This window comes from Micromonospora sp. SCSIO 07396, assembly GCF_053667945.1.
This window is the reverse complement of the sequence record NZ_CM132210.1, coordinates 912,380-927,644: the sequence shown is the minus strand read 5'-3', so window position 1 is coordinate 927,644 and position 15,265 is coordinate 912,380. Positions and strand designations below refer to the sequence as shown.

At 73.2% G+C, this 15,265-nt stretch carries 14 protein-coding genes; 2 read left to right on the top strand and 12 right to left on the bottom strand.

Translation table 11 applies throughout. The annotated features are described in order from the left end of the window. Window positions 1–166 precede the first annotated feature (166 nt). From mctP to ACWCHM_RS04185, 7 genes are all read right to left on the bottom strand, one after another. On the bottom strand, window positions 167–1,822 hold the full coding sequence (gene mctP, locus ACWCHM_RS04215) for a monocarboxylate uptake permease MctP (protein WP_281895290.1): 1,656 nt from the start codon (window positions 1,820–1,822) through the stop codon (window positions 167–169). Beyond that, complete coding sequence (locus ACWCHM_RS04210; RefSeq protein WP_421487718.1) at window positions 1,822–2,064, bottom strand: DUF3311 domain-containing protein; 243 nt, start codon at window positions 2,062–2,064, stop codon at window positions 1,822–1,824. The genes mctP and ACWCHM_RS04210 overlap by 1 nt, the downstream gene beginning before the upstream one ends. A 198-nt stretch (window positions 2,065–2,262) precedes the next feature. Continuing rightward, window positions 2,263–3,498 carry a bifunctional RNase H/acid phosphatase gene (locus ACWCHM_RS04205; protein WP_454221549.1) on the bottom strand — a complete coding sequence of 412 codons (1,236 nt, stop codon included), beginning with the start codon at window positions 3,496–3,498 and terminating at the stop codon, window positions 2,263–2,265. 4 nt (window positions 3,499–3,502) lie between these two features. Further along, window positions 3,503–4,240 (bottom strand): zinc ribbon domain-containing protein, encoded by a 738-nt coding sequence (locus ACWCHM_RS04200; protein ID WP_204959423.1) that lies wholly within the window; start codon window positions 4,238–4,240, stop codon window positions 3,503–3,505. Further along, window positions 4,237–5,067: a Nif3-like dinuclear metal center hexameric protein gene (locus tag ACWCHM_RS04195; protein ID WP_204959656.1), complete on the bottom strand. Its 831-nt coding sequence runs from the start codon at window positions 5,065–5,067 to the stop codon at window positions 4,237–4,239. Before ACWCHM_RS04195 ends, ACWCHM_RS04200 begins: the two co-directional genes overlap by 4 nt. Window positions 5,068–5,157: 90 nt before the next feature. Next, window positions 5,158–5,739, bottom strand: coding sequence for a flavoprotein (locus ACWCHM_RS04190; protein ID WP_454221548.1), 582 nt, complete (start codon window positions 5,737–5,739; stop codon window positions 5,158–5,160). A 16-nt stretch (window positions 5,740–5,755) separates the two neighbouring features. Beyond that, the gene (locus tag ACWCHM_RS04185) at window positions 5,756–6,982 is read right to left on the bottom strand and encodes a helix-turn-helix domain-containing protein (RefSeq protein ID WP_204959425.1); all 1,227 of its coding nucleotides are present in this window, start codon (window positions 6,980–6,982) and stop codon (window positions 5,756–5,758) included. Window positions 6,983–7,232: 250 nt separating this feature from the next. Between ACWCHM_RS04185 and ACWCHM_RS04180 the strand changes: the two genes are divergently transcribed. Continuing rightward, window positions 7,233–7,904, top strand: a complete 672-nt coding sequence (locus ACWCHM_RS04180) for a bifunctional DNA primase/polymerase (protein WP_204959426.1) — start codon at window positions 7,233–7,235, stop codon at window positions 7,902–7,904. A 360-nt stretch (window positions 7,905–8,264) separates the two neighbouring features. On the opposite strand, the gene ACWCHM_RS04175 is transcribed toward ACWCHM_RS04180, so the two are convergent. From ACWCHM_RS04175 to ACWCHM_RS04155, 5 genes are read right to left on the bottom strand one after another with little or no spacing between them, the layout of a single operon-like run. Next, entirely contained in the window at window positions 8,265–8,987 is a 723-nt protein-coding gene (locus tag ACWCHM_RS04175; protein ID WP_454223009.1) for an FAD:protein FMN transferase, read from the bottom strand. A 48-nt stretch (window positions 8,988–9,035) separates the two neighbouring features. Then, window positions 9,036–9,626 carry an FMN-binding protein gene (locus tag ACWCHM_RS04170; protein ID WP_204959427.1) on the bottom strand — a complete coding sequence of 197 codons (591 nt, stop codon included), beginning with the start codon at window positions 9,624–9,626 and terminating at the stop codon, window positions 9,036–9,038. Window positions 9,627–9,639: 13 nt separating this feature from the next. Continuing rightward, a complete protein-coding gene (locus ACWCHM_RS04165) occupies window positions 9,640–11,061 on the bottom strand; it encodes a ferredoxin reductase family protein (protein WP_454221547.1) in 1,422 nt (473 codons plus the stop codon). Beyond that, window positions 11,058–12,449 (bottom strand): DUF1501 domain-containing protein, encoded by a 1,392-nt coding sequence (locus ACWCHM_RS04160; RefSeq protein ID WP_454221546.1) that lies wholly within the window; start codon window positions 12,447–12,449, stop codon window positions 11,058–11,060. Before ACWCHM_RS04160 ends, ACWCHM_RS04165 begins: the two co-directional genes overlap by 4 nt. 20 nt (window positions 12,450–12,469) lie before the next feature. Beyond that, entirely contained in the window at window positions 12,470–14,446 is a 1,977-nt protein-coding gene (locus ACWCHM_RS04155; protein ID WP_454221545.1) for a DUF1800 domain-containing protein, read from the bottom strand. Window positions 14,447–14,957: 511 nt separating this feature from the next. Here ACWCHM_RS04155 and ACWCHM_RS04150 point away from each other — a divergent pair. Continuing rightward, the gene (locus ACWCHM_RS04150; RefSeq protein ID WP_281895274.1) at window positions 14,958–15,215 is read left to right on the top strand and encodes a DUF3040 domain-containing protein; all 258 of its coding nucleotides are present in this window, start codon (window positions 14,958–14,960) and stop codon (window positions 15,213–15,215) included. Window positions 15,216–15,265: the final 50 nt, after the last annotated feature.

The window sequence follows — 15,265 nt, the reverse complement described above, 5'->3', positions numbered from 1 at the left end:
CGCGTGATCAAGAGGTTCGGGTCAATTCTCGGCGGGATGTTGACGTAAAGCTCTTGATCAACGGGGGCGGGCGGGCACCCCGCTCCCGGAGCGAGCCCGGGGCAGCCCGACCGGGGCAGCCCGACCGGGGCAGCCCGCTTTGGGAGCGGGGCGTCGGGGGTGGGGGTCAGGCGACCGGTTCGCGGGCGGAGTCGGCGTCGCGGTCGGGGCCGGGGGTGACGCGGGGGTCGCCCTCGTCGGCGAAGTAGTCGTCGGGGGTGGTGCCGTCCACGCCCTCGGCCACCTTCGCCGCCCGCAGCACCAGCGTGACCAGCGCCGCCACCACCAGGTTCACCAGCACGGCGACGATGCCCACGTAGATCGTCTTCTTGGTGTCGAAGCCGAAGTCGGACAGCGGGAACGCCGACCCACCGAAATGTGCGCGCTTCGACGCCGGGTTGGGGATCTGGTAGAGCATCCACATGCCCAGCCCCATGCCGGCCACCCAGCCGGCGATCAACGCGCCCCGGTGGAACCAGCGGGTGTAGAGGCCCAACGCCACCGCCGGCAGCGTCTGGAGGATGATCACGCCACCGATGAGCTGGAGGTCGATGGAGAACTGCGGGTCGAGGAAGACGATGCAGGCCACCGCGCCGACCTTGACCACCAGCGAGGTGATCTTCGAGACGTTCGCCTCCTGCGCCGGGCTGGCGTCCCGCTTCAGGTACTCCTTGTAGATGTTGCGGGTGAACAGGTTCGCCGCCGCGATCGACATGATGGCCGCCGGCACCAGCGCGCCGATGCCGATCGCCGCGTACGCCACCCCGGCGAACCAGTCCGGGAACTGCTGGTCGAACAGCACCGGCACCACCGTGTTGCTGTCGACGGTGCCCTCCTTCGCCCCGGGCAGCGGCTTCACCCCGGCCGCGATCGCCATGAAACCGAGCAGCGCGATCAGGCCGAGCAGCAGACTGTACGCCGGCAGCGCCGACATGTTCCGCTTGATCACGTCCCGGTTCCGGCTGGCCAGCACGCCGGTGATGCTGTGCGGGTAGAGGAACAGCGCCAGCGCCGAACCGAACGCCAGGGTGACGTACTGGAGCTGGTTGTTGGCGTTGAGCAGGATGCCGTCGTTCGGGTTCGGCGAGGCGGCGAACTTCGCGTCCGCCGCGTCGAAGATCGAACCCCAACCCCCCAGCTTGTACGGCAGGTAGATCACCGCCACCAGGATCACGATGTAGATCAGGGTGTCCTTGACGAACGCGATGAGCGCCGGGGCGCGCAACCCGGACTGGTAGGTGTAGGCGGCCAGGATCGCGAAGGCGATGATGATCGGCAGGTGCCGCGCCACCGCGCTGTCCCCGGTGACCCCCATCGTCTTGAGCACCGCCTCGATGCCCACCAGCTGCAACGCGATGTACGGCATGGTCGCCACGATGCCGGTGATCGCGATCAGCAGGGCCAGCACCGGCGAGTCGAACCGGCGGCGGACGAAGTCGGCCGGGGTGACGAACCCGTGCCGGTGCGACACCGACCAGAGCCGGCAGAGCACCAGGAACACCAGCGGATAGATGACGATCGTGTACGGCACGGCGAAGAACCCGGCCGCGCCCGCGCCGAACATCAGCGCCGGCACCGCCACGAACGTGTACGCCGTGTAGAGGTCACCGCCGACCAGGAACCAGGTGATCCAGCCGCCGAAGCTGCGCCCGCCCAGCCCCCACTCGTCGAGGTGTGCCATGTCCTTCGGCGCCCGCCACCGGGCCGCCACGAAACCCATCCCGCTGACCAGCAAAAAGAGTGCCGAGAAAACGATGATCTCGGTCAGATGATCACGCCACATCAGTGGTTTCCCCGCTTCTTGGTCATCTGGTAGACCAGCGTGGTGGTGGCCACCCCGAGCAGGATCCAGACCAGTTGCAGCCAGTAGAAGCGCGGGAAACCGAACAACCGGGGGGCGTCCGCGTTGAACAGCGCCGGGATCAGCGGCACCACGATCGGGATGAAGAGCAACCAGTTCCAGGGGCTGTGGTCCTTCGCCCTGGACGACGCCGTGCGCGGCGTCTCCGGTTCGGCAGCGGTCATCTGACCTACCTCCGGTAGTCGTTCCGGCCAGTAACGGCCGGACGCTACGACCCGGTGCGGCCAAGCACGATCAATTGGCGCTTGACGATGCGCCCAACGGTGTTCCGGCTGCGCCGAACGGCACGACGAACGGCGCGGCGCATCGACCGTCCCCGAACCGGCCCAGGAATCCCGGTCCGGTTCGGGGACGGTCCGGAATCAGCGGACCGGAAGGTGGGCGGTGTCGTTGACGGAACGGACCGCGACGCCCCCGTCGGGCCACATGTCGAGCACCGAGATACCCGCCGCGTCCAGGTAGAGCCGGTGCAGGAGGGCGTCGCCGGCCGCGAGGGCGTCGCGCAGGGCCAGCTTGATCGGCGAGACGTGCGAGACGACCACCACGGTCTCCCCCGGGTACGCCTCCCGCAGCTCCACCATCGCCCGGTCGACCCGCTGCCCGACCTCGGTGAACGACTCACCACCCGGCGGGGCGACCCGGGTCGAGGCGAGCCAGGCGTCCAGTTCGCCGGGCCACCGGTCCCGCACCTCGGCGAAGGTGTGCCCGTCCCAGTCGCCGAAGTCGCACTCGATCCAGTCGTCCTGTGGTCGTACCGGCAGACCGCCGAGCGCGGCGGCGATCGCCTCGGCGGTGGCCGTACACCGGGACAGCGGTGAGCTGAGCACGGCCGCGACGGACGGGGCCAGCGCGGCCACCCGGGTGGCGGTGGCCCGCGCCTGGGCCTGACCGGACTCGGACAGCGGCACGTCGGCGCGGCCGGCGTAGCGGTGCTGCACGGTCCACTCGGTCTCCCCGTGCCGGACCAGGATCAGCCGGGTGGCGGTGAAGCTCGGCCTCGGCTCCCAGGACGCCTTGGTGGTCGCCGGGTCGGTGCCGGTGGACCGGGTGGCGGCACGGGCGGCCACCTCGCGGGCCTGCGCCCGGCCCGGCGAGTCGACGCCCGCCACCACCCGGGACGCCTCGCCGCCGGGAGACCGGGACGCCTCGCCGCCGGCCGGCACGGGCGTCGCGCGGGACGGTTTGCCGGCGGCGGTGTCCATCGCCGCGTTCGCCAGGGCGTCGGCGTGCCGGTTGCGGTCGCGGGGGATCCAACTGAACCGGACCGACTCGAAGCGGTCGACCAGCGCGGCGGCCCGCGCGGCGAGCGGACGCAGCCCGGGGTGTTTGATCTGCCACCGGCCGCACATCTGCTCGACCACCAGCTTCGAGTCCATCCGGGCGTCGACCTCGGCCGCACCCAGCTCGGCGGCGGCCTCCAGCCCGGCGATCAGACCGCGGTACTCGGCGACGTTGTTGGTGGCCGTCCCGATCGACTCGGCCCGTTCGAGCAGCACCTCGCCGGTGGCCGGGTCCCGGACCACGGCACCGTAACCGGCCGGCCCGGGGTTGCCCCGGGACCCGCCGTCGGCCTCGACGACGACCGCGCGCACCGCCACCGGGCTACAGCCCCGACTCGTTGGTACGCACCATGATCCGGCGGCAGTCCTCGCAGCGGACCACCTCGTCCGGGGCCGACCGGCGGATCCGGGCCAGGTCGGCGCCGGACAGCTCCAGCCGGCAGCCGCCGCAGCGGCCGGCGGTGAGCAGTGCCGCGCCGAGGCCGGTGTCCTCACGGATCTTGTCGTAGAGGGTGACCAGGTCGGCGGGGAGGTCGGCGGCGAGCGGCTTGCGGGCGCCCTGCTTGAACTCCTCCTCCTTGGCGATCTCGGCCAGGTTCTCGTCGCGGCGCTGCTCGACGGCGGCCCGCCGGTCCCTGGCCTCGGCGATGCGGGTCTCGATCCCGTCGAGGGTCGCCTGCGCCGTCTCCCGCTGTTCCATCAGCTCCAGCTCGGCGTCCTCCAGGTCACCCTGGCGACGGTTGAGCGAGACCAGCTCGTGCTGGAGCGCCTCCAACTCCCGGGCCGGCCCGCTGCCGCTGGCCAGCCGGGCCTCGTCCTTGCTCTTGCGGGCCCGCACCTGGTCGATGTCCTTCTCCAGGCGGGCGATGTCCCGGTCCAGGTCGTCCACGGCGACCTGGGCGCGGACCCGCTCGTCCTCCAGGGCGGACAGCTCCCGGGCCAGCCCCTCCAGCTCCGCCCGCTCGGGCAGTGACCGGCGGCGGTGAGCGAGCTGGGCGAGTGTGGTGTCGATCGCCTGGAGGTCGAGCAGGCGGCGCTGGACCTGGGGTTCAGCCTTCACGGTCGGGGCTCCTTGTCGTCCATCGCGGGTGCGGCGGCGTGCACGGTCCACGGGTCGGTGTCCAGGTCGGACACCACGGTCTCGACGCCGAAGCCGGCCCGCAGGTGGGCGGCCACGTCGTCCAGCCAGGGTCGTTCGGTCGCCCAGTGTGCGGCGTCCAGCAGGGCGGGCCCACCGGCGGCGAGGTGCTCACCGGCAGGATGGTGCCGCAGGTCGGAGGTGAGGAACGCGTCCGCACCGGCGGCGGTCGCCGCGGCCAGGAAGCCGTCGCCGGAGCCGCCGCTGACCGCGAGGGTACGCACGATACGCGCGGGATCGCCTCCGGCGCGAACCCCCCAGACGGTGGCCGGCAGGACGGCGGCGGCGTGCCCGGTCAGCTCGGCGAGCGTCAGCGGGGCGGGCAACTCGCCGATGCGGCCGATGCCCCGGCCGCCACCGGCGGACGGGGAACCGGGGGCGGACGGCGCGAGGGGACGCAGACCGGTCAGCCCGAACCGGGCGGCCAGCGCGTCGGAGACGCCCGGCGCGGCGATGTCGGCGTTGGTGTGCGCCACGTACAGGGCCACCCCGGCGCGGATCAGGTCGTGCACGATCCGCCCCTTCCAGGTGGTCGGGGCGACCGAGGAGACGCCGCGCAGCAGCAGCGGGTGGTGCGCGACGATCAGGTCGGCACCGGCGGCGAGCGCCTCGGCGACGGTCTCGGGGACGACGTCCACCGTGCCGAAGACGCGGCGGACCGGGTCGGTGGGCTCACCGAGCACCAGACCGACCCGGTCCCACTCCTCGGCCCAGGCGGGCGGGTAACGCCGATCCAGCTCGGCAACCACATCGGCGACGGACGGCGGGGACGCGGTTGTGCTCACGGCCGGTCAGCTTACCGGCGCACGGTGCCGGCCACGCCCACGCCCGTCGCCGGGTCAGGCCGCCGAGGTGGCCCGGGAGCGGCCCGCTAGAGCCGCCACCGCCGCCTCCCAGGGGAAGGCGTGCAGGTGGCGTTCCCCCGTACCGGGTGGGTGCAGTGGGTAGACGTCGTCGCCGAAGAGCACCGTGGCGCCCCACTCGGCCAGCCGGCGCAGGCCGCTGAGGAAGGCCGGGTGCGCGGCCATCGCCACGTTGGTGAACGGCACCACCACCACCGGTACGCCCCGGCCCTGCCCCTCGACGAGCAGACCCAGCGCCAGCGTGTCGGTGATCCCGGCCGCCCACTTGTTGACCGTGTTGACGGTGGCCGGGCAGACCAGCATCGCGTCGGCCGGGGGCAGCAGGTCCGGGTCGCCCGGGTTCTTGTAGTGGGTGCGCACCGGATGCCCGGTCTGCCGGGCCAGCGCGGCCCGGTCGACGAACTTCGCCCCGTCGGGCGTGGTGACGACGCAGACCTCCCAGCCGTCGTCCTGGGCCAGGCCGACGAGTCGGTCGAGGTGACGGGCCAGCGGCGAACCGCAGGCGATGACGTAGAGCACTCCGCGGTGCTCACTGCTCTGGTGGGGGCTGCCGCTCATCCGGCCGCCGCCGTGTTCATACTCCGACTCCCATCTGCTCAGCCAACTCCGCAATCGGCGCGGGCAACGCACCACGTGTGCGACGCAGCACGTCGGTCATCACTTCGTGGGCGATGGGTCGGCAGCGGATCTCGGACGGGGCGAGCCGGTCGCCGCGCAGCAGCATCTCCCCCGCCATCGCGACGTCACCGAGCTGGGCGTAGCCCCGGGCCAGGTCGAGCAGGTGGTGGGCCCGCCGCTCGGGCAGCAGCCCGTTGAAGCTCGGCTCGGGGATGCGCTGGTGGATCTCCACCGCCCGCCCGCCGTCGCCCAGCTCCACGGCGGCGGCGGCCCGGTGTAGTTCCAGGTTGGTCGGGCCGAACGAGGTCCAGTAGTGGTTCTGGTCGCTGCCGAGCATCAGCGCCGCCTCGCCTGCCCCGTACAGCAGATCCTCGACGGCGTCGGAGTCGCCGAACCGGGCGGCGGCCATCGCCCCCTGCAACAGCAGCATGCCGTAGACGGAGAGCCGGTCCGGCGTGCTGTCGTTCATGCCGCCGGGGGCGAGCTGGTTGGCGATGCTGAGGTTCAGCTCCAGCGCTGGCCGGGCCCGGCCCATCGCCACCAGCGCGTTGCACACCCGGGCCGTGGCGACACCGGCCAGCAGCTGGTCGTCGGCGCGCTGGGCGACCGCCATCGACCGGTCGGCGGCCAGCCAGGCCAGCTCGCACTCGCCCAGTTTGCGCAGCACCGAGGAGGCGATCTGGTAGACCTGCCCGAGCAGGTGGGCGGCGTCGCGGCCCGGCTCGCCACCGTAGCCGGCGTCGGCGGCCTGGGCGTCGCGCAGCAGTTTCGGCAGCGCCCGGGTGAGCATCGCGTAGCGGCCGTACTGGTAGGTGAGCCAGGCGTGGGTGACGGCCTTGCGCAGGTCGGTCAGGGGCGGCGGGTACGACACCCCGTCGAAGTACGCGGTCATCGAGGAGTACTGCTCCAGGGCGGCCCGGATCTCCTGCACCTCGAACTGGTCGATGCAGCTCATCGCGTCGGTACGCCGTTCCGGGTCCTTGCCGAGCAGCAGTTGCACGTCGATCCGCAGGATCACGGCGATCTCGTACAGCACGGAGAACTTGTCCAGCCGGCGGACCCCGCGTTCGACCTTGTCGACCCAGCTCTTGGACTTGCCGAGTCGGTCGGCGAAGACCTGCTGGGACATCTTGCGTCGCCCGCGCCAGTAGGCCACCCGTCGCCCGATCGGAAGCTCGTCCATCTTCTGCCGTTCCTCCCCCTCGTGGGTCGTCCGGTCGGGCTCCGGACGCCCCACGCCGGGCGTCTCCGATCCGTCCGCCCAGGTTGCCGCTGGTCGCACAGCGTGTACGTCACACGTACAGCCAGTTCTCATACCTTCGTGCAAGTTGCACGAGCCGTTCGTCAGGTCAAACGATCCCGGATCACGACAGTGACGGCGCTCGACGTGAGGGGTGGCGGTGACCGGTCGAAGCCAGAGGAGAGCACGGGACATGTGGGGGAACGTCGGGCCACGGGTCGCCCAGCTGGCACCGATCGAACGGGTGCGCCTGCGCCGGATCGCCGTCCGGTACGCGGTGCACGGCTGGGAGGTGACCCCCGGTGCCTGCCTGGCACGCAGCCGTTTCGTGTGCGGCCGGGCCGGTTGTCCCACCGTCGGCTGCCACCCCGCGCTGGAGAACTGGGAGCGGGGGGCGAGCACCGACCCGGCCCGGGTGGCCACCTGGTGGCGCAGCCGCCCGCACGGGGTGCTGCTGCCCACCGGCCGGGCGTTCGACGTGCTGGAGGTGTCGGCGCACCTGGGCCGGCGACTGCTCGACGCCGTACCCGGGCACCCCGCCGGGCCGGGCGTCCGGGGTCCGGTGGTGGTGACCCCGACCGGGCGGTGGATGTTCCTGGTCCGCCCCGGCGACCCGCTGCGCCCCGAGCTGGAACACTGCTTCCACGTCGTCCGGCACGGCACCGGCTCGTGGATCCCGGCGCCCCCCACCCGGCTGCCCGAGGGCCCGGTGCGCTGGGCGGTCGCCCCGGAACAGGCCCGCTGGCGGCTGCCCGACTCGTACCTGTTGCAGAACAGCCTGATCGACGCCCTGCGGGCCGACGGGGTGACGCTGACCCCGGAGCTGCTGCCCGGCCAGCTCCCCCTGCCCCGGCGCGGCCACTGACCAACCAGCCCCACACCGGCCGGCCACCGGACGGACGGCCGCTGACCAGCCGGCCGCAGGCGGCGGGACGTGGCCGGGTCGGGTTCCCGCCAGCGTCCCCGCCCACGCCGGACTCGTTGCACACCACGACGGCGCGCACGCGCCACCGGAGCGGGGGTACGACATGGCCAGGGACGAGATGCGGCACACCGGCGGCACCGAACCGCCGTACCGGCGACGGCCCCGCCACTGGTCGGACACCCGGCCGGCCGGCTCCCGCCCGGGTCGCCCCCGGCCGACCGGCTCCCGACCGGCCGGCACCCACCGCACGGCCCGGTGAACGCACCCACCGGCAGGTGACCCCGCCACCACGTCGACGCCTCAGTCGGCCAGCGGCAGGGCGGTCGACCGCAGCAGCCGCCCGTCGTCGGTGACCACCGCGTGCAGGTGGCCGGGGAGCCGGTCGAGCCAGCCGATGCCGGCCACGCCCATCGCCACCGCCGCCGTGGCGTACGCGTCGGCGACACCCAGGTCCGGGCCGACCACGGTGACCGAACGCAACCCCCGGGCCGGTACGCCCCGGCGCGGATCGAGCACGTGGTGCCCCCGTTCGTAGACGCCCGAGGTGGCGACGGCCAGGTCGGTGCCGGTGAGCACCAGGCAGGTGGCCTCCGGGTCCCACGGGTGCCGCACACCGATCCGCCACGGCAGCCCGGACGACGAGTGCCCGCGTACCCGGACGTCGCCGCCGGCGTTGAGGCAGTGGTCGACCGCCCCGGCGGCCACCAGCCGGTCCGAGGCGACCTGGGCGGCCCAGCCCTTCACGTAGCCGGAGGGGTCCAGCCGGCCGGTGGCGTACGCGTCGAAGAAGCCGTCGGTGTCGGCCCACAGGTCGGCGCAGCGGGCCAGCACCGCGCGCAGGTCCGCCGACGCCCCGGCCGGCGGCAGGTCCCCCCGGTCGACGCGGCGCACCTCGCTGTCCTCGCGGTAGGTGGTGAACCGGGCGTCGACCTCCCGCAGCCAGCGGAACGTCTCGTCGGCCAACTCCCGCAGGGTGGCGGCGGGCAGGTCGGTGGCGAGGTCCAGGCTGATCGCCGTACCCATCACCTGTTCGACCCGGCGCAGGCCGGGCCGGGTCGACGCCGCGCCCACCTAGCGGGCCTGGTCGAGGGCGGCCTGCAACGACCGCCGGTAGCCGTCGCTGGTGGCGGTCGCCTGGGAGACGGTGTCCAGGTTGGCGTCCTGCTGGCGCACCACGTCGCCGGTGGTGCCGCTGTAGGCGGCGTCGACCCGGTCGCTGCGCAGGTCGGACTGGCCGCCCTGGGGCAGTTCCAGGGCCACCGCGTCGACGATCCGGGTGCCGGCGACGGTGATCCGCACCTGCACGTTGCCGAACTCGGTGGAGACCACCGGGCCGGTGACCGTACGGGTGGTGGGCTTCGGCGCGGTGGTCCGGCCGGCGGCCGGGGTGCGGCGGGCGCCGGCGTCCCCGCCGGGGGTGGTCCGTCGGGTGGCCGGGGTAGGGCTGACGGTGGCGTCGGGCCGGCCGGTCGGCCGGGGTGTCGCGGCGGTCCGCTGCGGCGTCGCACCGGGGGTGACCGGGTCGGTGCGGTCCGCCGTGCCGACCGGCGCACCGGCTGGCAGGTCCACGGCGACCTGGCGGTCCTGCGGTGCGCCCTTGAGCACCACCAGGGCGGTGGTGCCGGCGGCCAGCCCGGTGATCGCGAGCAGCGCGCGACGCATGTCAGGTGTCCTCCTACAGCTCGAACGGGGCGAGGTGGATCTGCCGGCGGGGCACGCCGGCCTGCCGGAGCATCCGCACCGAGGAGTCGACCAGCCCCTGCGGCCCGCACAGGTAGACGTCGCGGCGGGTCAGGTCGGGCACCAGCCGGCGCAGCCCGTCCGGGTTCATCACCTGGCGGGGACCGGCGTCGTCGCGGGAGCCGACGACGTACCAGACGTCAGTCCGCCGGGCCTGGGCCAACCAGTCCAGCTCGTGCTGCAACAGCACGTCGGCCGGGGTGCGGGCCCGGTAGATCAGGGCCGCGCCGGCGGGCAGTTCCTCAAGCATCGCCCGCAACGGGCCGATGCCGCTGCCGCCGGCGATCAGCAGGGCCCGGTCCCGGGTCCGGTGCGCGGCGGTGAACGTGCCGGAGGGCCCCTCCGCCCAGACCCGGGTGCCCGGGTCGAGGTCACGCAGGTCCCTGGTGTGCCCGCCGACCACCTTCACGGTCAGCCGCAGCCAGCGGCCGTTCGCGGCGGCGGAGAGCGAGAACGGGTGCGACTGCCACCAGCAGCCCCGGGCCAGGAACCGCCAGCGCAGGTACTGCCCGCCGAGCGGGTCGAGCTGGTGCAGCCGGCGGCCGGTCAGGTAGATCGAGACGGTGTCCGGGCTCTCCGCCACCACGTCGGCCACCCGCAGCCGGTGCCGCAGGTTGAGCAGCACCGGCGCGACCAGCCGACCCCACACCAGGGCGGCGGCGACCAGCAGATATGCGGCGATCCAGCCGGTGCGGACCGGGCCGGGCGGGAAGAGCTGCGCGCCGTTGCTGAACTGGTGGCCGAAGCCGAGCAGCAGCGCCAGGTAGCTGGTCAGGTGCAGGTGGTGCCAGAGTTCGTAGGGCAGCGCCCGGCGGACCGCCCGGATGCCGGTGCCGCCGACCAGCACCAGGATGCCGGCCGCGGCGAACGCGGACACCATGTCGTCGAAGTCGCGCAGCAGCACCCCCGGCTGGGCGGTGACCGGGTTGCCCTGGGTCCGCGCGTAGCCGACCACCAGCAGCGACAGGTGCGCCAGCACCGCCACCAGCAGGGTCGCGCCGAGGTCCCGGTGCACCCGGGACAGCCGCTCGCCGCCGACCCCGCGTTCCAGCACGCCGAGGCGGCTCATCATCAGCACCTGCACCAGCAGCAGGTAGCCGGCGACCAGACCGGTGACCCGACCGGCGGCGGTGAGCACGTCGGCGGTGCCGGCCAGCGAGCCGGCCGGGGTGTCCAGCCACCACGGCAGCACCGCGGCCACCAGGCCGGCCCAGAACAGTCCGGACAGCACCCGCCGGCCGGCGGACCCACGCCGGGGCCGGGCCGGCGGCGGGGGTACGGACGCAGCCGGCCGGCCGGCGTACCGGGACGGCTCCCGGGTACGCCGACCGGCGGCGTGCGTGTCCCGGTAGGTCACGCGTAGAGCTTCATCGGGGTGTACTTGCGCCGCGGGAAGATCCGGTCGACCTGGGCGGTGGTCAGCCCGAACCGGCCCTGCGCCACCGCGCCGTAGACGTCGAACATGTTGTTGTACTCGGGGACGTCCCCCGAGTCCAGATCGCCCAGCCCGTCCCAGCGGCCCAGCAGTGAGCCGGCGAGCTTACGCCCGGACAGGATGGTGACCACCCCGCCGTGGCCGTGGTCGGTGCCGCCGCCGTTGGAGGCGACCCGACGGCCGAACTCGCTGGACACCATGATGGTGACGTCGGCGGCCCGGTCGCCCAGGTCGGTGAAGAAGGCGGCCATCGCGGTGGCCAGCTCGCCGAGGCGTCGGTGCAACTGGCCACCGGAGCGGGTGCCCTGGTTCTCGTGGGTGTCGTAGCCGCCCATCCCGACCGTGGCGACCCGGACGTTCGCCCCGCCCTTGATCAGCTGGGCGAGCTGCCCGAAGGCGTACCCGACGCCCTGGTAGGTCACGCCCTCGGCCGGCTGGTACGGCTTCGCGGCGAGCTGCTGGGCGGTCGACAACGCGCCCATCCCCTCGATCACCGCCTCCTCGACCGGGTGGTTGATCCCGGTGAACAGGCCCCGGATCGCCTTCTCGGTGGCCGCCCGGTAGCGGTCGTCGCCGTTGAGCCGCAGCGAGCCGACGCTGTTGAGCGACAACGCGCCGTTGGTGCCGACCAGCGAGCGGGGCAGGGTGCTGCCGATGCCGACGCTGCGGAACGCGGTGCCCTTGCCGAGGGAGTCGACCAGGCTGTCCAGCCAGCCCCGGCCACCGGTCTCGTTGGGCAGGCCGCCCAGGTTGCAGGCGTCGGCGGCCTGGAAGTGGCTGCGGGACAGCCGTTCGTCGGAGGCCGCCGGGACGAACCCGAGCTGGCCGGCCTTGAGCCACTTCTCCAGCGGGGCGAACGCGCTGGTCAGCTTGAAGCCCCGGCCCAGGGCCAGTGAGTCGTCGCCGAGCAGCAGGTCGGGGCGGGCCTTGGCCAGCACCGGGTCGTCGGCCGGGGCGACCAGGCTCAGCCCGTCCAGCCCGCCGTAGAGGAACACGTGGATCAGGGTGCCGGTCCTCGTCGCCGCGAACGACGCGGAGGTGGTGACGAACTGGGCGGTGGCCAGCGCGGTGGCGGTGGCGGCGGCCCCGGCGACGAAGGTCCGTCGGGTCACCCCGCGCCCGTCCTGCTGGGCCTCCTCCAGGTCCTCCAGTCGGCGGTAGCGGTCGGCCTCGGCGGCGTTCTCGGCGGCGACGATGTCGGCCTCGGCGCGCAGCAGCGCCTGCGCCGGGTCGTCGGCGAGCCGACGCAGGTCGGGGCACTCGGGGTGCAGGGGGAACGCGGGCACGGTCTTCTCCATCGGGTGCGTCACCGGCTTCTCCATCGTCTGCCTCACCGCAGGTGGTGCTGGGGGGACGCGAGGATCGCCCGCGCGACGGCGGCGATCGCCCCGTCGAACGTGGCGTCGACCTTGGCGGTGGCGGACACCCCGGCCACCCCGAGGATCAGGTTCCGCTCCCGGGTCGACAGCTTCTGGTGCACCAGCCGCTGCGCCAACGCGTCCACGTACGCCCCGGCGGTCGACGGTGGCCTGGCCACCAGCTTCTCCGGCCTGGTGTAGGTGAACTGGGTGCGGCGGCCGGCGATCAGGTCGGCGGCCTCGTTCCACCCGTTGACCATCGTGCCGGCCGACGTCCAGGCGACGTAGACGTCCGGGTAGCCGTCGGGGGTGGGCTGGCCCATCGGGTACTGGCCCAGCTCGCGCAGCTTGTCGTGGATCTGGCGCAGCCCCTGGGCGAACGCGGTGCGCTTGCTGTCGCCCTGCCGGAAACCCGGCCCGGCCTGCGGTCCGACGCCCAGCGTCCGGTAGGTGGCGACCAGGTACTCCATCGGCCGGCGGACCTTCTGGCCGACGGCCGCCCAGAACTCCGAGGAGCTGAACAGCGACATCAGCAGCGGCTTCACCGAGCCCTTGTTGACGATGTAGATCTGGGTGAGCCGGTCCACCAGGGACTTCGGCGGGGTGTCCGAGACGAACCGGGTGGCCAGGCTGCGGGCCACGTACCTCGCGGTCGACGGGTGCAGCGCAAGGTAGGTGAGGTACGCGTCGATGACCTGGTCGGCCTTCTTCGGGTCGGTCGAGTCGTTGGGGTGGCTGAAGCCGAGGATCTTCACCTTGCCCCGGTAGTGCCGGTCGTGGCGGAAGACGTACTTTCCGTCGTCGACGCCCCGGCCGGTCTGGAGCAGGGCGGCCTGCCGGACGTCCTTCTCGGTGTAGCCGCCGTCGACCCCGACCGAGTACAGCTCCAGGTTCTCCCGGGCCAGGTTCTCGTTGACCGCGTCGGCGCGGGAGTCGTTCTGGTTGAGGTAGAGCAGCAGCGCCGGGTGCTTGTTCGCCGCCACCAGCATGTCCGGGTAGCTGCCCATGGCGTGCTTGCGGATCACGTCCCGGTCGAACGAGTTCCGGTACGCCTCACCCCCGTCGAAGTCCGCCGCGACGTGCAGGAAGTCGTTCCAGAAGTCGACCATCACCTCGTAGAGCTGCCGTTCCGACCAGATCTGCCGGGCCAGCGTGCCGTCGACCATCTCCTTCTCCGGCTGCGCGCCCCGCTCGTTGAGCTGCTCCCGCTGGTCGCGTAACTGCTGGCTGGTCAGGGCGAGGGTGGGCAGCTCGGCGAGCTTCAGCTCGGCGGCGCTCGGGGCGATCTTCTCCGGGTCGAGCTGCTGACGCACCCAGGCGTCGATGCCCATCCGGCGGATGTCGGCGAGCACCTTCGGGGTGGCGCCGAAGGTGGCCCGGCTGGCCAGGTGCCGGACCGGGTCCTTGGCCAGCACCGTCTTCACCGTCACCGGGGTATGCGCCGCCGCGTCGGCCGGGCCGGAGAAGGTCCGGCCACCGCTGGGCGAGTTCCGCTTCAGCGCCGCACCGGCCCGGGAGCCCATGTAGCTCTCGTTCTGCTCGGTGTAGGTGCGTACCGTGCTGGGCTGCTGGCCGCTCGGGCGGGCCGGCGTGCCGTCGGTGGTGGTCGCGCCGGTGGCGTCCCCGGCGGCGTCGTCGCCGAACAGGCCCCGCACCTGGGGACTCAGCGCCAGCGCCGCGCCACCGGCCACCACGGCGGCGGTGCCGCCCAACGCGACCAGGGCGCGCCGCCGGCCGACCCGGTCCCGGCCGTCGCCGTCGTCGTCCAGATGGGGCAGTCCGGTACCGGCCGGCTGGTGGAACGCCTGCCGGCCCAACCCCTCGGGCCCCACCCACTGCGGGCCCCGGGACACCGGCGGCGGACCGTACGGCGCGGCCGTGACCTCGTACGCCGGGGTGTGCCCGCCGGGGGTGTGCGGTCGATGCGGTGGCACGTTCTGGTCGGCCATGTACCGGTCCCGTTTTCTTTCGATGCGCCGTACCGCTGCGACCGGGGGCGGGTGCGGCGGCGGCTGCCGGAGGAGTTGCCACGGGAAGGTAGTCAAGGGCTGAGCTGCCGACAAGGCTGGTCAGGGCCGTCGGCGGGGGCACTTAAGGTGCCGCTGTGCGAGGGTGCCGGCCGGGTGGTTCCACCCCGGCCGGACCGCACCGTCCCCAGCAGGGACGACGTGTCCGGCCGCAGCCCCGCCGTACCGTTTGGCGGTACGTGTCACGGGACGTGGCGTTCACCGGCACAGCGAAACTTAAGCCGCCGGTAAGCCGGTATTGAGGTGCTCCGCACCCGCCGACCCGGTTGCGGGCGGCCCGCCGGCCCGGTTTCGGACGGCCCGTCCCCGGCGACCCCGACCCGCACACCGGCGGCGACGCCCGGAGCCGAAAGTAGCAGCAGCAGGAGGGCGTGACCGGCCGCCGCAGCGGGTAAGCCGCCGAACCGCTGAAGCCTGAGGGGAAGGCACCGCCATGCTCAGCAAAGAGGATCAGCGCAGGTTCGAACAGATCACCCGGCAGCTCCGGGACAGCGATCCGAGGTTCTTCGCACGACTCGACCGTCGGATCCGGGCCGGACGCGGGCGCTGGCTGATGCTGCTGACGGTCGTCCTGTGGGCGTCGCTGCCCGCGATGACCGTCCTGGCCGGACGGACGGCGGGTGCGGCGTGCGTCGTCGTCCTGGCGGCCAACACCGGCCTGATGTGGCACTTCCGGCACCGCTGGCGCTGACCCGCGCCATGATCGACACCAGGGGCGCGATGATGCGGGATCGCAGGCGA